Source organism: Vibrio splendidus (assembly GCF_002873455.1).
Taxonomy (GTDB): domain Bacteria; phylum Pseudomonadota; class Gammaproteobacteria; order Enterobacterales; family Vibrionaceae; genus Vibrio; species Vibrio splendidus_J.
In genome coordinates this window covers 1-20,153 of record NZ_MCUN01000006.1, presented here as the reverse complement: position 1 = coordinate 20,153, position 20,153 = coordinate 1, and the positions used below count along the sequence as shown (strand labels likewise).

Here is a 20,153-nt window from a genome sequence, read left to right as displayed (position 1 = left end):
TTTGGTTAAAAGATCATGCAGTATGGATAGACGCTAGATATGTATTGATATAACAGTATATGTATTGATTTAACTGGTATCTGTAAATTGTATATAGAAGACATCGATACAAGGCATATTATTGACCTTATTTTGGCTTGCCATCTTTGAAAGTCGCACCTTCAATAACGTGAAGTTCGGCCAAGAAAGAGAAACACATTAAAATTAAATGTGTTACTAAGAGCATAGAACCCCTCTATTTTTTTCTTTATATTAAGATGCTAATTCCACAATTGTCGTCAAGATCATGCAAACCGATTTGAACATCATTGCCGAATTCGAAAAAAAGATTGCAAGACTCGAACAAGAGAATGCTGAGCTCAAGCAAAGCAATGCTCGCCTGCAAGAAAAGTTGAATGCCGCACTCGACAGCAATGGGTTGTGTTTGTGGGAACACCATGTCCCTTCAGGAAAGCTCACTATCTTTAATATGGATTGGGGGAAAATGCTCGGCTACCAACCGCATGAGTTGACTGCGACGTTTGAGACTTGGAAAAATAATTTACACCCTGATGATTATCATCAAGCCATGAAAGCTTTTGAAGAGCACCTGTCGGGGAGCTGTGATTTGTATGAAGTTGTTTACCGAATGACTCATAAAGATGGCAGTGATAGCTATGTGTATGACAGAGGTCGTGTTGTTGAGTTTGATACCAGTGGAACACCGCTTAGAATTATGGGCACGCACATCGATATCACGCAAGAAAAACGCTTTGAACAACAATTGACGACCTTAGCCTCTACCGATAGGTTGACGGGGCTACTCAATAGACAAGCCATCGAACAACGTTTTCGTGAAATGAAAAGCGCTGATACGTTAGTCAGAGCGGCGCTGATCTTTATTGATATCGACAACTTTAAAGCGGTGAATGACACTTTAGGCCACCAGGAGGGCGATCAGTTGTTGAGTTTTATTGCTCAGCGCTTGGTTACTCTAGCCTCTGATGTGAATTCGTTAACTTCTGGTGCGGCTTCGCAAATTTCTGATACAGCTTCGCGAGCTTCTGGTATAGCTACGTCATCCTCTGAACAGGCGCAAATCGGACGGATTGGCGGAGATGAATTTGTCATCTTGTTTCCCGATACGAAGCTAGATCAAGTCACGCACTTTTGTGAAGAGTTGTTGCAGACGGCGGTACCTGAAAGCAATCAAAGGCTGAAGGGCGTCGCCATCGGAATGAGTATCGGTGTGTGTTTCTTTAACCAAGGTGAACATCACTTTAATGACGTGTACCAGCAATCTGATCTGGCTATGTATCAAATTAAGAGAAACGGCAAAAATGGAGTGAAAACTCTGTATCTCTGATGAGAAAGGCGCTTTCATCAAATCCTCCTACGCACGGTTGAACATAACGGGTATTCCATATCCCAATAGTTTGTGCGAACTTTCTTCTTTCTTCTTTCTTCTTTCTTCTTTCTTCTTTCTTCTTTCTTCTTTGTTCTTTGTTCTTTTAGGCCTATATTCAACAGTACAGTTATGACATTGATTTAACATGTATAGCTGTGAGTAAAGGATAATAAATGCTTGATTGAAAATGGATTATCAAGTTAACAATAAGTCAGTGGAGACTCCCCAATGAAAAAACTACTTTCAGTACTTGCTGTTTCTGCAGCAGTAATGGCGCCAGCAGCATTTGCTTCTTCGCCTGTTATGTTCTCAACGATCAACGGTTTTAACGCACCCGATTCAGATGCGGTTGGCGGTGTACGTGTTGCGTTGCTTCATGGGCAAGTGAACGACGTTAAAGGTGTCGACCTTGCTATTATTGGTATGTCAGAGACGCAAACGACGACAGGTGTAAACTTGGGTATTTTTGGTGCGCATAAAGTAAACCAAGAAATGACCGGTGCTTCACTGGGTATATTCAACTGGAACCCTGGAAAAACGACAGGTTTGAACTTTGGTGCAGTTAACATCACTAATGATGTAAAAGGCGCGAACGTGAGTTTTGTTAACTATTCTGAAGGCGACACTATGGTTGATGTTGGTGCTGCGAACCTTTCAGAAGTGTCGACGGTTCAGGTTGGTATCTTCAACAAAACCAACAAAATCGAAGGCGTGCAAATTGGCTTGATCAACTGTGCTGATAACGGCTTCTTCCCGTGCTTCCCGATCGTAAACTTCGCTAAGTAAGTTTATTGTTGAATGCTTGGTTTGCTATTTTTTGTAAACTGAACTTATTTGTAAACCGAGCTTATTTGTAAACTGAACTTATTGGTAAACCAAGCTTATTGGTAGCCGAGATTCTCGTTAAACCAAACTTACTATTAAGCTGAGCTTGTCAGTAAACCGAGTTTATTTATACGCCTAGGCTCCTCTGTTTAGGCGTTAATGTTTTTAATTCCCTTTCAATCAACAGACTTTAAAATACTTGATAAGCATTTAGTTTTATATTTGCTATTGCAGTATTTTTACTTATAAGTACAATGTTCTATAAATTTCCAATGATGATTTATATGCTTTGATTAATCCCCATACCGTCGATTTTAAAAAGGCTTTTTTAAGCCTAACCGCCAGTTTTTTAGTAGTTTTGAGCTTGTTGCTCGTTGATTCAGCGGAAGAATCAGATAAACAGTATGGAATTGAAAACCAAGGCGTGACACGCTCTTTAGCTGAGCTCACACAGATCATTAATGCGCTTGAGTACAACATCACGGCACTCTACCCACTGCATGGTGATACCTACGTATTTTCGCATGAGAAAATGATCGAAGATGAAACGTGCTATTTCACCAGTGAAGAGCAGCATGCCCCTCGCTTTGATTTTATGTTCTCTGGCCCTCGCGAGATGTGCGACCCTAAATCGGATCTTTATACCGAAGCGGGTAAGCGCTTGTTTATCGCGCCAACCATGGCTTATTTTGCCAATACCATTGATACCATCTCTGCGATTTACTTTATCTCGAAAGAGAAATTCATCATATCTTCACCATCTGATTTTGCTCGCTATATCAAGGGCGACACATTTGATTCGGTGGTCAACAGTCGCCCGTATTGGATTAATACAATTCGTTTTGGTTTAGCTCAGGGGCAAGACCAAGTGGTGTATACCGGTCAATATGATGATTACCTGACAGGTAAAAAAGTCGTGACGTTGACCAAAGGCATCTATGTTGACGGAGAGTTTAAAGGTGTATTAGGCGTCGATGGTTATGTTGCTAACTTAGTCTCAAACCCTACCCATGGTTATAAAGTGACGAGTACGCGAGGCGCAAACAAATACGGGTTTATGGATTTTACCTATTCCAAGCCTCTGTATGTTGATGGTATTAATACCCAGTTATATCTGAGTATTGAAGAAGATAAGAGCGAGCACTTTCTGCATGTATTGGAGATGGAGAAGATTCAGCTTTCTATACTGTTGGTTTTATATCTGCTCTTAGTTTTATGGCTATGGCGCTTTTACACCAAGCAAGAGCACAAGCGGTTAAATGATCTTGCGATGCACGATTCAATGACCGGATTATTAAACCGGCGCGGTTTTGAGTCTCGATTGCTGACGCAAGATGAGGAGCCCATTATCGGTGTTGGTGTGTTTGATATCGATGATTTCAAAGTCGTTAATGATCGCTATGGTCATAAAGTGGGGGACGAAGTGATTTGTCATGTCGCTCAATTGATGCTGAACAGTGTTAGGCAGCAAGATATTGTGGCGCGGTTTGGTGGTGAAGAGTTTGTTGTTGCGATCACGGGTGAATCATCGGAATTGCTTTCATCGATTTTTCAACGAATTCAAAATGACATTAGCCTGCAGTGCTACCGCTCTCCAGCTGGCGACAAGATTAATATCTCAGTGTCTGGTGGCGCGACGCTCTACTCTCTGAACAAGTTCGACAGTGTCGGGCATTTGTGGGAAAACCAGAGTATTCGTTCATCGGATGAGCAGCTCTATAAGGCGAAAGCTGCGGGTAAGAACCAAGTGTGCATTCGTGTTTATTAATTAGTCGGATACACAAAGGCCTAGTCGTGTGACTAGGCCTTTTTAATGTCTGTCTCAGGTTGACGTCACTTCTTCATGCGACCCTTGTTCATCCATTTCTGATGCACACCACGGCGCAGGCTTTGGAAGCTGTTTTCGACTTTGTCGACACCAAGCAGAATCACTAACGCCAATAGCGTGATGATGACAGACTGAGAAAGGTGCCCTAACGCAATCATCATACCCAACGCAGCCAACACCCAAATAATGGCCGCTGAGGTGACACCATGAATCTTTCCATCGAGTGTCATCATCACACCTGCACCAAGGAAACCAACCCCGGTAATGATCTGACCAAGTACACGGGCTTGATCGAGCGTGTTGGGGGAAAGGCTAATCGCCATGGTGAGGAAGAAATAGGTACCGCTGATAATAAGAATCGACGTTCGGATTCCTACTGGTTTGCCGCGTGTTTGTCTTTCGATTCCGATTAAAGAACCACACAGCATACATACTGCTAGGCCTGCCCAGCTAAAGGGGGCAAGGTTGAGAGTTTGTTCTATAAATTGTGACATATCACCCCTCCTAAAAATTTAGAATAGAGCCGAGTATGCTAATAATAGACCGGACGATCGAACAAAAAATTTTTGTCTTAACGGTTAGACTTTTAGCTTAAGGCCTAGCTGCCGGTGTTGGTCAACGAGAAGGTAGGGGCTTTTGTCTCTGTCGCTTCTTGATACTCAAGACGATAAGAAGCGACCATTGTTCAAGATAGGATTATTCAATGTGTAGGTCGAGTGGTGTCTTACTGCTGCGTCCACCAATCTCGCGAGTTAACTTAGGCACTAGATAGCCTGAAACCTCAGAGATCAAACCCTTAAAGTGCATCTTTGCTTCTTCATCGGAGATATAGAAATGAGCAGCGCCCTGAACTTTATCAAGTACATGCATATAGTAAGGTAGAACACCGGCGTCGAATAGCTTCTCGCTTAATTCTTTCAACGAGTTAGCGCTGTTATTGACACCTTTTAGCATCACGCCTTGATTGAGCAGAGTGGCCCCAGTTTGCTTTAGTTTATGAAAGGCTTGCTTGAGTTCCAAGTTGATTTCATTAGCATGATTAATATGGCTCACCATCACCACATTGAGACGAGTATTAGCCAATGTTTGGCACAGTTCATCAGTCACTCGAGCGGGGATCACAACCGGTAATCGGCTATGAATTCGAACCGTTTTCACATGCGGGATCTGTTCGATGGCATTGATCAGCCATTCGAGTTCGCTGTCTTTGGCCATCAAAGGGTCGCCACCGGATAAGATAACTTCGTTGATCTCGGGATGTTGAGCCACATAGTCGAGGCTAGTTTGCCACACAGACTTAGAACCCTTGTTGTCTTGGTAAGGGAAGTGACGACGGAAGCAGTAGCGGCAGTTAATGGCACAGCCGCCTTTTACAATCATCAATGCGCGGTTCTTGTATTTATGCAGCAGTCCTGGAATCGCGTTTTCTTGCTCTTCTAGTGGATCGGCTGAATAGCCTTGATGAACCTCGAACTCTTCGTTGAGTGGTAACACCTGACGCAATAGAGGGTCGTGCGGGTTGCCTTTTTCCATTCGTTCTACAAAGCTTAAGGGTACTCGAAGTGAAAACAGCTCACGTGCTGCGAATCCTTTTTGCCACGGTGTTGGGTCTATTTCCAATGCTTGAAGCAGTTTTGTCGGGTCAGAGATCGCATTCGATAGTTGTTTGAGCCAGTTTTGCTCAACAGATTCGACTTTTCGGGTTATGATATGCGGCATTGAAATTAACTCAAAGATGTGGAAGAGAAAATCATGGCGTCAGTAAGCACCAATGAATTCAAAGGCGGTTTAAAATTCATGTTAGATAATGAGCCTTGCGCAATTATCGACAATGAATACGTTAAGCCAGGTAAAGGCCAAGCGTTTAACCGTGTAAAACTTCGTAAACTGCTGTCAGGCAAAGTGTTAGAGAAAACATTCAAGTCAGGCGAAAGCTTCGAGCTTGCAGATGTTGTTGACGTTGAACTAGGCTACCTATACAACGATGGCGAATTCTACCACTTCATGAACAACGAAACATTTGAGCAAATCGCAGCAGACGTAAAAGCAGTCGCTGATTCAGCAAAATGGTTAGTTGAAAATGACGTTTGTACTCTAACGTTGTGGAATGATAACCCTATCACTGTTACTCCGCCAAACTTTGTTGAGATCCCAGTAACTGAAACTGATCCTGGCCTGAAAGGCGATACACAAGGTACTGGTGGTAAACCTGCAACTCTAGCAACAGGCGCGGTTGTTCGTGTACCTCTATTCATCGCTATCGGTGAAGTGGTTAAAGTTGATACTCGTACTGGCGAATACGTTGGTCGTGTAAAATAATTTGATTGTGTCCATCTTGTTTCGGGTGGCTCAGTGAAATAGGAAAGGTCGCTTATGAGCGGCCTTTTTTGTATCTGGCGATCAGGAAAAGCAGGAAGATCAGAGCCGAGTAAGCTAGATATGTGATATTCGACAAGCGACAAAAAAGCAGAGCTGGATAACCTAGCTCTGCTTTTAGTTTTCGTCTTGTCGCTCTTCAGTTTTTAAGCTCTTCGAATCTCGATTACTCGAATCCCGAATCTGCTCTTAACTGTTAGATCATGAAGATAAAGATAACAGACAGTGCGCTGATTAGGCCAGCAACGAAGTAGCAGCCAACTTTACCTGCAACGCCGACGTGGAACTTAAGGTCGTGCATGCCGTGGTGAAGACGGTGCATTGCGTGCCACATTGGTAGAGCTAGTGTACCGATGATGAATAGCGCACCGATAATGCTGGTGGCGAATTCAGAAACACGCTCGTAGCTCATTGCATCCGCATCGATAATGCCCATTGGCACTAAGATACCCAGCACTAAAATCGTGATTGGTGTGATCATCGCGAACCAAGTACCGCCAGCGCCAAATAGGCCCCACCAGATTGGCTCATCAGAGCGCTTCGGATCGTGGTTAACAGGTTTCATTTTGTAATTTGTGTTCATAACGAAGCTCCTTACACCACCATAAGAACGATTAAAGAAATAAATGCCACCGCTGCCCACTGGGTCGGTACGATGATTCTTTTATCTACCAATTTGCCTTTAAGACGGATTGGCATTACTTGAGGCATCATGCTGAAGAAGGTCTGAGCGTGCAGTAAGCTGCCAAGCAGTGCCACGATGTTGATACCAACAACGACAGGGTTAGCCATAAAGCTTAACCAACCTTCCCAAGCTTCAGGACCTTTCACTAGCGAACCCAAACCGAAGGTTAGGAACAGAGTGAATAGAATCAAAGGCAGTACAGTCGCTTCACGTAGCATGTAGAAGCGGTAGAACGGATGGTTGCTCCACCACGTTCTCTTCATCTCACGAACATAAGGCTTACGATTGCTCATATTATGCCTCCTCTGCTGTTTTTACTTGCGATCCGTCTGGTTTGAACATCGAAATAACGAAGTCCATTGAAGACTCAACTTTACCTTGGTTTACTGCTGCTGCTGGGTCTACTTTCTTCGGACAAACGTCAGAACAGTAACCTACAAACGTACAGCCCCAAGCGCCATTGTCGCCATTGATAAGCTTCATACGTTCAGCTTTACCATTGTCACGGCTATCTAGGTTGTAGCGGTGAGCAAGAGCAAGCGCCGCAGGGCCGATGAACTCAGGGTTCAAACCGAACTGAGGACACGCTGCGTAACACAAACCACAGTTAATGCAGCCAGCGAACTGTTTGTACTTCGCCATTTGCTCTGGAGTTTGGATGTTAGTGCCGTCTTCTGGCTTACGGTCGTTACCAATGATGTATGGTTTGATTGCTTCAAGGCGCTCGATGAACGGCGTCATGTCGACAATCAAATCTTTTTCGATTGGGAAGTTAGCCAATGGCTCAATTTTGAAGCCGTTTGGATAATCACGTAAGAAGCTCTTACACGCCAGTTTTGGCACGCCATCAACCATGATGCCGCAAGAACCACAAATCGCCATACGACAAGACCAACGGTAAGACAGGTCTTTATCTAGGTTATCTTTGATGTAACCGATCGCATCAAGTACTGACATGGTTTCATCAAACGGTACTTCAAAGGTTTGAAAATGAGGTTCTACATCGTGCTCAGGGTCATAACGCAGAATTTCAATTTTTTGGATTCGATTCGCTGACATTATGCTTGCTCCTCTTCGCTCTTCTTAGCATTCTCTTCTGCCGCTTTTTCAGCAGCAGCGGCTTTCTCGGCTGCTTCACCGTATAGACGAGCTTTAGGTTGAGATTTAGTAATCTTAACGCCGCTGTAGTCGATAGTTGGAGCTGCATCTTCGTTGTAGAAAGATAGAGAGTGTTTCAGGAAGTTCACGTCATCACGTTCTGTGCAGTTGTCGTCTAGACGTTGGTGTGCACCGCGAGACTCTTTACGAAGGATCGCTGAGTGAACCATCGCTTCTGCAACTTCAAGGCCGTAACCCACTTCGATAGCGTAAAGTAGGTCAGTGTTGAACACTTTGCCTTTGTCTTTAATGCTGATCTTCTTGTAGCGCGCTTTCAGTTCAGTGATTTTGTCGATGGTTTCTTGCATCAAGTCTTCTTGACGGTAGATACCACAACCCGCTTCCATGGTGTGACCCATTTCAGTACGGATGTCAGCCCAGTTCTCATCGCCTTCTTGAGCCAAGATACCTGCGATGCGATCTTCAACCGCTTTAATTTGCTTAGTGATGGCTTCTTCATTCCAGCCTTTGAATTCAGCGGCACGTTTCACGGCTTGTTCACCGGCTACGCGGCCAAATACGACGAACTCAGCTAATGAGTTAGAACCTAGGCGGTTTGCACCGTGCAGGCCAACTGAAGCACATTCACCAACGGCGAATAGGCCTTTAATGCGAGTTTCACAGGTACCGTTAGTTTCAATACCACCCATGGTGTAGTGAACGGTCGGGCGAATTGGGATTGGCTCTTTTGCTGGGTCTACGTTTACGTACGCTTTTGCAAGCTCACAGATGAACGGAAGACGCTCTTGCAGGTACTCTTCACCAAGGTGGCGAAGGTCAAGGTGTACGACATCACCAAGTGGGTGCTTGATGGTGTTGCCTTTCTGCTGCTCGTGCCAGAATGCTTGAGAAACTTTGTCACGAGGACCCAGTTCCATGTATTTGTTTTTCGGCTCGCCCACTGGAGTTTCAGGGCCCATGCCGTAATCTTGCAGGTAACGGTAGCCGTTCTTGTTGACGATGATACCGCCTTCACCACGACAACCTTCGGTCATCAAGATGCCAGTACCCGGTAGGCCTGTTGGGTGGTATTGAACGAACTCCATATCACGCAGTGGTACACCGTGGCGATAAGCCATTGCCATACCGTCGCCAGTTACGATGCCGCCGTTGGTGTTGCAGTGGTAAACACGACCTGCGCCACCCGTTGCTAGAACAACAGATTTAGCTTTGATCGTAACAAGCTCACCTTCAGACATATGAATCGCGATTAGGCCTTGTACTTCGCCATCTTCAACGATCAAATCCACCACAAAGTACTCATCAAATCGTTTGATTGTGTCGTACTTCATCGAAGTCTGGAACAGTGTATGAAGCATGTGGAAGCCGGTTTTATCCGCTGCGAACCACGTTCTTTCTACTTTCATACCGCCGAATCGGCGTACGTTTACTTCACCGTTTTCTTTACGACTCCATGGGCAGCCCCATTGTTCCATTTGGATCATTTCGCGAGTCGAGTTTTCAACAAAGTATTCAACAACATCCTGTTCACATAGCCAGTCGCCACCGCCAACAGTATCGTTGAAGTGGTTATCTAGGCTATCTTCGTCTTTAATTACTGCTGCTGAACCGCCTTCTGCTGCTACCGTGTGCGAACGCATTGGGTAAACTTTAGAAATCAGTGCTACTTCCAATTCAGGATTAGCTTCAGCCGCAGCGATAGCTGTACGAAGACCAGCGCCGCCTGCGCCGATGACTGCGATATCTGTGGTAATTGTCTTCACAGTTATTCTCCAGTGTGATGCGGAGTATTCCGCTTGTAATTATAAAAAGCTTATTGGTAGTACTTATTAATTAACAGCACGTAAACGGCAGCAACCGTTTATTACCCCTAAGCCTTAAGTGGTAGGTTCAGTGTACGAGAGGAAGGTATTTGAAAAGTTGATGTATTTGGGTTTTTAGGTCGGTAATGCATATGGGGGCATAGAAATTATAGGTTATGTGACTGCAATCACGGCAATGAATTGTTGATAACCATTCCCCCACAAGACACGTGTTAACGGCTTGTTGAGTATGATTTTCGTTATCAATGTTGATGTGAAAGCTGTATTGATAATTGTATTGTAGAACGTAATTTCCTGGCTTCATAAAATCTGCATTCTGCTTTCATTAAGAGAAAGATAGAAGCTTACAAAAGAGATGAAAGGTGGTAATTTTCGTCACCTAGAACTCAGTGATATGGAACTTAATAATGCACTCTACATGGCAACCGGCCGCAACCATTAAGCAGTTAAAGCAACGTGCTGATATCCTTAATCAAATTCGTCAGTTCTTTACAGAGCGAAACGTGATGGAAGTGGATACGCCTGCGATGAGTCACGCTACGGTGACGGATGTGCATTTGCATACGTTCAAAACTGAATTCGTAGGGCCGGGTTATGCGCATGGCCAGCCACTGTTCTTTATGACGAGCCCAGAGTTTCATATGAAACGACTGTTGGCGGCGGGCAGTGGCTGTATCTACCAAATTTGTAAGTCTTTCCGTAACGAAGAAAATGGCCGTTATCACAACCCTGAGTTCACTATGTTGGAGTGGTATCGCGTGGGGTTTGATCACCACGATTTGATGGACGAAATGGACCTGCTATTGCAGCAAATCCTCAAGTCTGGCAAAGCGGAGCGAATGACTTACCAACAAGCCTTTATTGATGTACTGGGTGTGTGTCCATTAGAAGATTCTATGGATACCTTAAAGCAAGCGGCTACAACACTTGGGTTAAGTGATATTGCGGATCCAGAAGACGATCGTGACACCTTGCTGCAGCTTCTTTTCAGCATTGGGGTAGAGGCGAAAATCGGCCAAGATGTTCCGGCCTTTGTTTATGATTTCCCGGCATCGCAAGCAGCGTTAGCCAAGATAAATCCGAATGATTCGCGAGTTGCGGATCGCTTTGAGGTGTACTTCAAAGGTATCGAGTTAGCTAACGGCTTTCATGAGTTAGATAAACCACAAGAACAACTGCAGCGTTTTGAAGACGATAATGCCAAGCGTATTGAAATGGGCTTATCACCTCAACCGATTGATCATCACTTGATTGAGGCATTAAAGGCGGGTTTACCAGACTGTGCGGGTGTTGCTCTAGGGATCGACAGGCTGATCATGCTGGCGCTGGGGTACGATCACATCGATGATGTGACGGCTTTTCCTTTCCCACGTTCTTAGCTTTTTGCTTCTACTGAAAGTTAATAGTCCTTAGCTATTAACTTTCAGCTTCTAATCCGCTGCACTAGCTGACCAGAATCCCAGTACCACTATTTGACCAGAATACCAGTGCTATTAGCTGACCAAGATACCGGTACCCACTACGGCAACAATGGCTCCTATCCAAGCGTAGGCGTTCGGTCTCTGCTTGGTGTACAGCCAGAGTATCGGTAACAACATGATTGGCGTGGTCGAAGATAATAGTGCGACCATGCCGACATTGCCTTCCTGCAACGCATACAAAATCAGCGTCATTCCCACGGCCATCGCTAGAAAACCATTAACCGCGGTAATTGCGAATATCTGTTTATTCATTGGGTTGATTGCGCGTGAAAGTTTAGCGCCCGTTAAACGAAACAGAGAGTGAGCAACAAAGGCGGTGATCATTCGAATGGCTGAAGCGGCGACAGGGTCTATGTTGGTTTGCATCACGGGTTTGGCAATAATACCGCCCAATGCTTGGCAGATAGCGGCGGTGATTCCCAGAGCAACACCAATCCACACCGTGCCCTTGATGGTTTCGAGTTGGTTTTTCGCTTGTCCTCGACGACCAAAGAATATTGCAGTTAACACGCCACTGAATACTAAAGCAGAGCCAATAAGCTCAACCGAAGTCATGCTTTCGCTAAACAGGAAGTAACCGAGAATCGCGGAAAATACCGCGTGACAAGAGAACAGCAAACCGGCTTGGCGTGGCCCCATTCGGTTCAAACAGGCAAATAGGGCGGTATCACCAATGAAGATGCCAATTAGACCAGACAGCATCATCGGCGTGACTAAGTCAGCTTCCACACTTGACCAACCGCCAGTAAACCAAGCCATGCTTGATAAGATGATCGCGGTACAACCCATTCGCCAGCGGCTATAAGCGAAAGAACCTAAGTGTTGAGCAGGCTTTACTGACATCAGGCTCGCAATCGCCCAAAGAAAAGCGGCAGCTAGAGCCAACCATTCAAATCCCATCTGAATAACATCCTTGTGTCTGGGATAAATTAGCTCATCAATATGCATCAAACCGAACTGAGAACAAAGCGATTCTTATTAAAGAACGACTTTGTTTCAGTTATTGGTTTGTGTCAGCTGTCACTTGCTGGTGTGGTTCAACTTACTTTGCTTGAGGCGCGCTATACCTCAAAGCGCTAAACCTTAAAGCGCTATACCTTAAAGCGCTCTACGTCTTGGCGCATTGACTCTGCAGCGCTGCTCATTTCATTTGAGCTATTGCGACTGCTTTCCGCTTGCTGGGCAAGATCGTCAGAGGCATCTTTGATCCCTTGCGTATTGCGGCTGATGTCTTCGCTTACCGCGCGTTGCTCTTCTGCGGCACTCGCGATTTGCAGCGCCATGTCGTTGATTTCAGTGATCGCTTGCGTGATTTTAGTGAGGCTGCCATGGGCTTGCTCGGCGAAGCCAACACTGTTTTCGGCCAGTTGAGTGCTGGTGGTCATGCTTTCAACGGCATGTTCGGTATTCTTCTGCAGTGTATCAATCATCACGCGGATCTCTTCCGTCGAGCCGTGCGTTCGTTGGCTGAGCACTCGAACTTCATCGGCCACAACCGCAAACCCACGACCTTGTTCACCCGCTCGAGCGGCTTCAATCGCCGCATTCAATGCCAACAGGTTGGTCTGTTCGGCAATGCCTTGAATGGTGGATAGGATCTGGTTGATGCTTTGAGCATTGCTCTCTAACTCACGAATAACATTGGCGGCATCTTCAACCTGAGTCGCAAGTCCAGTAATCGCATCGCGGTTTTGTTGGATGACCTCTTGGCCTTCGTTACAAGCGGTGGCGGATGCCTGAGAAGCGGATGCCGTTAATTCGGCATGGCTAGCTACTTCGGCTGCGGTGGCGGACATTTCATGAATCGCGGTCGCAATTTGGTTGATATCGTTTTGTTGATTCTCAACGCTAATCGAAGATTGGGTCGCCAGTTGATTGGCTTTCTCTGCATGATTGTTGAGATCGTGGCTGTGTTCTATCACGCCCTTCAACATGCTTTGCATCTGGCTTAAGAACTGGTTTACAAGCTCGGCAAGCTTGCCAATCTCATCCATACGTGTGATATCAATGCGCTGAGTGAGATCGCCTCTGCCTTGAGCGAGTTGGGTCAGCGCTTCTGACAAGGTTTGTAATGGAGAAAGTAAGCGGTTGATCACCACTGTGCTCGCAATTGAAATGATGATGTACAAAATCAAAGAGGTCAGCGTGATGAATTGAATGGCATCAGATACTGCAGAAAACGCCATTTCTTTATCGATAACAAGACCTAACGACCAATCGGTGTTCGGTACATTGGCAATATAGACCAGCTTATCGCCTTGATCAGGCCAAGTGAGAGTGGTGATCATTTGGTTTTGAAGCAGCTGTGACACCTTGTTGGTGGTTAGTTCTGGATTCAAACTGGTCAGTGGTTTTTGACTCAGTTCTTCATCACTGTAGGCCACTATGTTGTTATTACCATCCACTAAGAATGCAAAGCCATCGTTATCCAGTTTTACATTGAGCACGGTATCAATAATGCTGGTTACGGTTAAATCTGCTGCGAGAACGCCCTGTCTATCGCCACTGAATGCTTTTGCGAAACTGATGACAATGCTGCCGTCAAAGTCTTGATAAGGTTCAGTGATGATGAGGTCTGACGTTGCGTTTGCATCTTTATACCAAGGGCGAGTGCGCGGGTCGTAACCTGTTGGCCAATCTTCACCTTTGTCGCCATAAGCGATAGTGCCATCGCTGAACCCAGCATAAACAGACAAGAATTGCCCAGCTTGCTTGGTGATCAATAACTCGCGATCCGAGTTGCTATTGCTTGAAATGGTCGATTCATTGGCAAGCATCATATCGCTGCGGATCGAGAGCCAATCAGCAATATAATTGGTGGTGCCAACACTCACGTTTTTCATTTCTTGATTAATTGCGACTTCAGTCTCTTGAGTCAGCTGATTAACCGATATCCAAGCTTGAGCGCCACTTACGACGGCGATAATCACCGCAATAGCGATCTGGATTTTAAACTTAATAGTATGTCTCAAGGTCTATTCCTCTCTATTAGACAAAAACCTAATTACGTACTTGATGGTGAACTGATGTGTTTCTGATAGAGGTCTAGTGTCATCATATTTAAAATGCGAAACGTGTTTAAAATCATAATTTAAATATATAAATGATCGTTTTTACTAAACAGTGAAGTGGGATCACAATTAGCTGTTGCTAAGGTGTTAATTATTATCGACTTTATCTTTTCAGTTACGGCTTGGTAACCCCCCTCTAGAGAGCAAAATTACTATTGCTATCTAGAGGGGAGTTCGCGGATAAATAGGTGGTCTAGGTGATAATAAACAGTGCTAGGTAGACCATCAGCAAGCCGACGATCCCTAAGATGATACCCATCTTCGCCATGTCTTTGCTTTCGATAAGCCCGGTTGAGTAGGCCAACGAGTTTGGTGGTGTTGATACTGGAAGAATCATACCGAGTGACGCGGAGAAGGCGACCACAACCAGCAAGCCTTGTAAGCCGCCAATCGCGATTAAGCTTTCCATTGATGCACCAATCGCCGCGGCGATAGGCATCAGTAAGTTGGCAGTCGCAGTGTTGGACATGAAGTTTGCCATGAGCCAACAGATGATAGATAGCGTCAGTACCACTGAGGTAGGGGAGAGCGATTCGTAATCAATCGCGTGCGCCAATGCTGCAGCTAACCCTGTTTTATCAAGGCCGATACCAATCGCAATACCACCCGCGACTAACCACAACACATCCCAGTTAATCAGCTTGAGCTCTTCTTTACCCATTATCCCCGTTAGTGTGAACACCGCCAGCGGGATAATAGAGACGACATAGGTGTTCATGCCGTGCAGTTTGGTGGTCATCCACAACAGGATAGTGGCAGCGAAGGTGACGTAAACGACTATCGCTCGCCAGCTCTTTTTAAACTGCCCATCAAGCTTGAGCACCATGTTTTTTTGCTTGGAAGGAAAAAGTTTCTGAAGAAGGAACCAAGCGATGGTGAGTTGGATGATCACAAAAGGTAAACCCATCATCATCCAGCTAAGGAAGTCGATACTGTTCTCCCCCGTCAGGTATTGTAGTGCGATCGCATTGGGCGGTGTACCGATAGGTGTCGCGATACCACCAGTATTCGCTGCAATTGGAATACACAACACGAGCGCTTTAATACCCATGTCGCCTTTAGGTGCTGACGCCACGATAGGGCCAAGCAGTGCGAGCATCATTACGGTGGTTGCAGTGTTCGACATGAACATTGAGAACACGGCGGTGATCAGCATTAAGCCGAGCATAATGAAGCGCGGTTCTGTGCCAAATGGCTTGAGTAGCACTCGAGCTAAGTTGTTGTCGAGTTCATATTTGGATGCCGATATCGCGAGAGCAAAGCCACCCATGAAGAGGATGATAATCGGTGACGAAAATGCACCGAAAATGTCAGTATATTTGATTAAATTGCCGAGATCGTGCCCTGCTGGTGGGTTTCTAAATAGGTGTAGACCTTTGTCGGAAATCATCACTAGTTCAAGCGCAATAATCAGAATTGAAGTAGCGAATACCGGAACGGGTTCAAGCACCCAAAGTAGTGCTGCTAAGAGGAATATGGCGAGCAAACGGTGTTGAATCAGCGTGAGATCATCGATTGGTATTGAATCTATCGGCATGAATAGCACGCCCAAGGGAATCGCAAAACAAATCAACAGCTTGACCAGAACGCCAACATTGAGTTTAGGCATGTACAAAGACCCTATGAATAAAATATCTTCAAATAGAGTAAGTTATCTGGATTTTTGGTACTTGGATACGGGTTGTAAAATCGGAAAGTTGTTTAAGGTTTCGACAATTGTTTTGTTTTTGGTCAATCTTTTTTCTTGGTAATTCCACGTACTGCTCGTTGAGAATAAGGCTGTCGATAGTTGGATTTTTTGAAATCTTGGAGGGAAATATCTCGAACTAGATAAGAAAAAGGCGCGTTATTCTCTAAAAATAGAAAACTAACGCGCCCTTAAAGCTTACTAAGTTAACTCAGAGAGTTAGGCTTGGTCTGTGTTCTCAACCGTTTCAGCAGTATTTTCATTTACTTCAGCTTCTTTGCCCGTAATGTGAGCGAAAGGGGTGCCTAGAACGGTTTTCTCACCATTTATCATCGTATCGTCAAACTTGATTGCGTCTTTAGCGAACAGGTTGATAACCGTTGAACCAAGCTTAAAGCGGCCCATCTCTTCGCCTTTCTTCAAGACGACAGCTGTATCACCTTGTGCAGGGTAATCCCATTTGTAAACTGAGTTACCACGAGGTGGAGTAATGGTACCAGCCCATACTTGCTCGATGCTGCCAACGATAGTTGCGCCAACAAGTACTTGTGCCATTGGGCCAAATTCAGTATCGAAGATACAAACCACACGCTCGTTACGTGCGAATAGGTTTGGAACGTTCTCTGCCGTTAACGGGTTAACTGAGAAAAGATCGCCTGGTACATAGATCATCTGACGCAGTGTGCCGTCACATGGCATGTGCACGCGATGGTAATCACTTGGCGACAAGTAAAGCGTTGCGAACTCGCCGTCTTTAAATTCATCCGCTAGAGCAGCATCGCCACCCAATAGCTCACGAGCTGAGTAGTTATGGTTTTTAGCTTGAATCAGTTGACCGTCAGTAATTGGGCCAAACTGGCTTACACGTGCATCAGCAGGGTGAACAATAACAGAGTCACCTTCAGCGATAGGGCGCATGCCTTCTTTCAATTCACGTACGAAGAATTCATTGAATGTTTTAAAGTGTTTTGGATCGCTATGCAGAGCTTCATCCATGTTTACTTTGTATTGCTTGATGAACCAGTTGATGATCGCTGTCGTTAAGCCACCCGCTTTAGCCGATGCCAGTTTACCGACTAGGCGAGTTAGCCCATGCTGTGGGATCCAGTACTGCAATCCAACTTTAATCTTATCCATTGTATTAATTTTCCAATGCTAATTGTTTTTCAATTAAATCTGTCGATGACGGTTTAGGGCGCGAGATGTTACTTAAATTCGCGCCAATTGTCAGTAAATGCACACATTTGTTCACAAAAACGCGATTAGAGATCAGCTTTCTTGCTTCGTGAGTACTGACGGTTATCTTTGTTGTCAGCCATTGTTTCAATAATGCGATGGTAGCTAGCAAAACGTAAGCGGCTAATTTTACCGTCTTCAACGGCTTCACGTAGCAGGCACCCAGGATCGTCATTGTGTTTACAGTCACGGAATTTACAACCACCTAGGTATGGCTTGAATTCAATGAAAGCATCTGTGACTTCATCGGGTTCTAAATGCCATAGGCCGAATTCACGTACCCCTGGGGAATCGATAAGATCACCACCAGAAGGGAAGTGATACAAGCGCGCTGCTGTGGTGGTGTGTTGACCTAGACCTGAGTTTTCAGAAACCGCGCCTTCTTCAATGTCTAGTGTTGGCATGAGTGCATTCACTACGCTGGATTTACCTACGCCAGATTGACCAACGAAAATGTTGATACGATCTTTCAGTTCGGCTTCCAACTCTTTGATGCCGTAACCCGACTCTTTACTGACGAACATGACTTTATAGCCGATTTTCTCGTATATCTTCAGTGTTTCGCGGTATTCGCTAATTTGTTGTTCTGTCAGCAAGTCGACTTTATTGAGCACAACTAACGGGGCAATGTTCACCGTTTCAGAGGCGATCAAGTAACGGTCGATGATATTAAGTGATAGCTCCGGCAGTACCGCTGAAACGATAACCATTTGGTCTACGTTTGCGGCAACCGGTTTTAGGCCGTCATAGTAATCAGGGCGAGTTAGCATTGACGTTCTTGGCTCAACGGCTTCTACAACACCAGAGATGCCGGCCATTGATTCAAGTCCTGCGCGCCAAATGACTTTGTCTCCAGAAACTAACGTTTCAATACTGCGGCGTAAGTTACAACGGTGAACTTCGTTGGTTTCAAGATCTTCGATATCGGCATGTTGGCCAAAGCGCGTAATTACGAGTCCGCTTTTTGTTCCGCCAAGCATGTTCTCATCCCACTGGATAGAATCTTCTTTCTTGAGTCGCTTGTTCTGGTTGCTACGTACACGACGCACTTGACCTTTGGTTAACTTCTTTTTTTTAGCCACAATTTTTCACTTAACACATCTAACTTGATGATTGAGGACTCAAACGGAATGTTGTTGGTACCATTGATTTCGATGGCCCTAAAGCTAGTTTGAGTATAATTATTTGGGTATAGTACCTCTTTTATACATAAACAAATAGGCGACGCCTTATGTCCTTTAGCGATCAGAACCTTATTTGGGTTGATCTAGAGATGACGGGACTTGATCCTGAAACTCATAAAATTATTGAAATTGCTTCTATCGTTACCGATAGTGAGCTCAACATTCTGGCTGAAGGGCCTGTTTTGGCCATTCACCAACCTCAGAGTGAGCTGGACAAGATGGATGAGTGGTGCACAACGACTCATACTGGCAGCGGTTTAGTTAAGAGAATTCAAGAAAGTACCGTTTCAGAGCAAGACGCTATCAAACAAACGATTGAGTTTCTTGAGAAGTGGGTACCGAAAGGTAAATCGCCTATTTGTGGTAACAGCATTGGACAAGACCGTCGTTTCCTCTACAAGCACATGCCTGAATTGGAAGAGTACTTCCACTACCGTTATGTCGATGTAAGCACTCTGAAAGAGCTGACTCGTCGTTGGAAACCTGAAGTACTCGATGGTTTTTCAAAGTCGGGAAGCCATCTGGCATTGGATGATATTCGTGAGTCGATCGCTGAACTGCAGTACTACCGAAAAACGATTATTAACATCTAGATGGATCAAATGATCACGTTTGTCTAACTTTTCAGGGACATAAGAGCTGGTTTTTTTGCAAATCTGCGTGCTTTTACAGCAGTTGAGTAAAAACTTTCGTAATTTTGCATTAAGGACTTGCATCACAAAAAAATGCTCTTATAATTCGCAGCCCTGAACGACGAAAGACGTTTCAGATTGCGATACTAGCTCAGTTGGTAGAGCGCAACCTTGCCAAGGTTGAGGTCATCGGTTCGAACCCGATGTATCGCTCCAATTTCTTTCTTAGGATTGATGTTGGGAATAGAGTCATTGTCTTAAACAATGCATCCGGACGCGGGATGGAGCAGTTTGGTAGCTCGTCGGGCTCATAACCCGAAGGTCGTCGGTTCAAATCCGGCTCCCGCAACCACATTACAGTTAAACGTTGATACTTCTTTGCAGTAAGAACTTAGCTTCTAGCAGACAAGATGAACGGTTAGCTTATGCGATACTAGCTCAGTTGGTAGAGCGCAACCTTGCCAAGGTTGAGGTCATCGGTTCGAACCCGATGTATCGCTCCAATTTCTTTCTTAGGATTGATGTTGGGAAATAGACTCATTGACTTAAACAATGCATCCGGACGCGGGATGGAGCAGTTTGGTAGCTCGTCGGGCTCATAACCCGAAGGTCGTCGGTTCAAATCCGGCTCCCGCAACCACATTACAGTTAAACGTTGATAGCTTCTTTGCAGTAAGAACTTAGTTTCTAGCAGACAAGTTTAACGGTTAACTAAGCGATACTAGCTCAGCTGGTAGAGCGCAACCTTGCCAAGGTTGAGGTCATCGGTTCGAACCCGATGTATCGCTCCAATTTCTTTCTTAGGATTGATGTTGGGAA

Annotated in this window: 17 protein-coding genes and 5 tRNA genes; 11 read left to right on the top strand and 11 right to left on the bottom strand. The window is 45.1% G+C overall.

Annotated features, from left to right (window positions below; all coding sequences use genetic code 11):
- Window positions 1–286 precede the first annotated feature (286 nt).
- The 3 genes from BCU75_RS03310 (at window position 287) to BCU75_RS03300 (ending at window position 3,980) form a co-directional block, all read left to right on the top strand.
- A complete protein-coding gene (locus BCU75_RS03310; protein ID WP_102472912.1) occupies window positions 287–1,345 on the top strand; it encodes a sensor domain-containing diguanylate cyclase in 1,059 nt (352 codons plus the stop codon).
- A gap of 270 nt (window positions 1,346–1,615) precedes the next feature.
- Entirely contained in the window at window positions 1,616–2,173 is a 558-nt protein-coding gene (locus tag BCU75_RS03305; RefSeq protein ID WP_102464379.1) for a VC2662 family protein, read from the top strand.
- Between the two features lie 328 nt (window positions 2,174–2,501).
- Window positions 2,502–3,980 carry a sensor domain-containing diguanylate cyclase gene (locus BCU75_RS03300; protein ID WP_102472911.1) on the top strand — a complete coding sequence of 493 codons (1,479 nt, stop codon included), beginning with the start codon at window positions 2,502–2,504 and terminating at the stop codon, window positions 3,978–3,980.
- A gap of 65 nt (window positions 3,981–4,045) precedes the next feature.
- Here the strand turns inward: BCU75_RS03300 and BCU75_RS03295 are convergent, their stop codons facing one another.
- Window positions 4,046–4,534, bottom strand: a complete 489-nt coding sequence (locus BCU75_RS03295) for an MgtC/SapB family protein (protein WP_076678274.1) — start codon at window positions 4,532–4,534, stop codon at window positions 4,046–4,048.
- Window positions 4,535–4,736: 202 nt separating this feature from the next.
- A complete protein-coding gene (gene epmB, locus BCU75_RS03290) occupies window positions 4,737–5,759 on the bottom strand; it encodes an EF-P beta-lysylation protein EpmB (RefSeq protein WP_102472910.1) in 1,023 nt (340 codons plus the stop codon).
- A 33-nt stretch (window positions 5,760–5,792) separates the two neighbouring features.
- On the opposite strand from epmB, the gene efp reads away from it, so the two are divergent.
- Complete coding sequence (efp, locus tag BCU75_RS03285) at window positions 5,793–6,359, top strand: elongation factor P (protein WP_004733338.1); 567 nt, start codon at window positions 5,793–5,795, stop codon at window positions 6,357–6,359.
- A 253-nt stretch (window positions 6,360–6,612) separates the two neighbouring features.
- Here the strand turns inward: efp and frdD are convergent, their stop codons facing one another.
- Genes frdD through frdA form a run of 4 tightly spaced genes read right to left on the bottom strand, consistent with a single transcriptional unit; the run spans window position 6,613 to window position 9,983 of the window.
- Window positions 6,613–6,999, bottom strand: a complete 387-nt coding sequence (gene frdD, locus BCU75_RS03280) for a fumarate reductase subunit FrdD (RefSeq protein ID WP_054547900.1) — start codon at window positions 6,997–6,999, stop codon at window positions 6,613–6,615.
- 11 nt (window positions 7,000–7,010) lie between these two features.
- Window positions 7,011–7,394: a fumarate reductase subunit FrdC gene (gene frdC / locus BCU75_RS03275; protein WP_102472909.1), complete on the bottom strand. Its 384-nt coding sequence runs from the start codon at window positions 7,392–7,394 to the stop codon at window positions 7,011–7,013.
- Between the two features lies 1 nt (window position 7,395).
- Window positions 7,396–8,160 carry a succinate dehydrogenase/fumarate reductase iron-sulfur subunit gene (locus tag BCU75_RS03270; RefSeq protein WP_102472908.1) on the bottom strand — a complete coding sequence of 255 codons (765 nt, stop codon included), beginning with the start codon at window positions 8,158–8,160 and terminating at the stop codon, window positions 7,396–7,398.
- Window positions 8,160–9,983: a fumarate reductase (quinol) flavoprotein subunit gene (gene frdA, locus BCU75_RS03265; RefSeq protein WP_004733344.1), complete on the bottom strand. Its 1,824-nt coding sequence runs from the start codon at window positions 9,981–9,983 to the stop codon at window positions 8,160–8,162. The genes BCU75_RS03270 and frdA overlap by 1 nt, the downstream gene beginning before the upstream one ends.
- Before the next feature lie 467 nt (window positions 9,984–10,450).
- On the opposite strand from frdA, the gene epmA reads away from it, so the two are divergent.
- Window positions 10,451–11,422: an elongation factor P--(R)-beta-lysine ligase gene (gene epmA, locus BCU75_RS03255; RefSeq protein ID WP_102464375.1), complete on the top strand. Its 972-nt coding sequence runs from the start codon at window positions 10,451–10,453 to the stop codon at window positions 11,420–11,422.
- A gap of 114 nt (window positions 11,423–11,536) precedes the next feature.
- Here epmA and BCU75_RS03250 read toward each other — a convergent pair whose 3' ends face one another.
- The 5 genes from BCU75_RS03250 to rsgA form a co-directional block, all read right to left on the bottom strand.
- Complete coding sequence (locus tag BCU75_RS03250; protein ID WP_016787270.1) at window positions 11,537–12,424, bottom strand: DMT family transporter; 888 nt, start codon at window positions 12,422–12,424, stop codon at window positions 11,537–11,539.
- Window positions 12,425–12,615: 191 nt separating this feature from the next.
- A complete protein-coding gene (locus BCU75_RS03245; RefSeq protein WP_102464374.1) occupies window positions 12,616–14,496 on the bottom strand; it encodes a methyl-accepting chemotaxis protein in 1,881 nt (626 codons plus the stop codon).
- A gap of 292 nt (window positions 14,497–14,788) precedes the next feature.
- Entirely contained in the window at window positions 14,789–16,204 is a 1,416-nt protein-coding gene (locus BCU75_RS03240) for an SLC13 family permease (protein ID WP_102464373.1), read from the bottom strand.
- Window positions 16,205–16,501: 297 nt separating this feature from the next.
- A complete protein-coding gene (gene asd / locus BCU75_RS03235; RefSeq protein ID WP_102464372.1) occupies window positions 16,502–17,419 on the bottom strand; it encodes an archaetidylserine decarboxylase in 918 nt (305 codons plus the stop codon).
- A 125-nt stretch (window positions 17,420–17,544) separates the two neighbouring features.
- The gene (gene rsgA, locus BCU75_RS03230; RefSeq protein WP_004733350.1) at window positions 17,545–18,600 is read right to left on the bottom strand and encodes a small ribosomal subunit biogenesis GTPase RsgA; all 1,056 of its coding nucleotides are present in this window, start codon (window positions 18,598–18,600) and stop codon (window positions 17,545–17,547) included.
- 149 nt (window positions 18,601–18,749) lie between these two features.
- Between rsgA and orn the strand changes: the two genes are divergently transcribed.
- The 6 genes from orn to BCU75_RS03200 all read left to right on the top strand — a co-directional run bounded on the left by orn (window position 18,750) and on the right by BCU75_RS03200 (window position 20,125).
- The gene (orn, locus tag BCU75_RS03225) at window positions 18,750–19,295 is read left to right on the top strand and encodes an oligoribonuclease (protein WP_102464371.1); all 546 of its coding nucleotides are present in this window, start codon (window positions 18,750–18,752) and stop codon (window positions 19,293–19,295) included.
- Between the two features lie 179 nt (window positions 19,296–19,474).
- Window positions 19,475–19,550 (top strand) — tRNA-Gly (locus tag BCU75_RS03220).
- Between the two features lie 59 nt (window positions 19,551–19,609).
- Window positions 19,610–19,686, top strand: a tRNA-Met gene (locus BCU75_RS03215).
- A 75-nt stretch (window positions 19,687–19,761) separates the two neighbouring features.
- Window positions 19,762–19,837: transfer RNA gene (locus BCU75_RS03210), tRNA-Gly, on the top strand.
- A 60-nt stretch (window positions 19,838–19,897) separates the two neighbouring features.
- A tRNA-Met gene (locus BCU75_RS03205) sits at window positions 19,898–19,974 on the top strand.
- 75 nt (window positions 19,975–20,049) lie between these two features.
- Window positions 20,050–20,125: transfer RNA gene (locus BCU75_RS03200), tRNA-Gly, on the top strand.
- The last annotated feature ends 28 nt before the right edge of the window (window positions 20,126–20,153 follow it).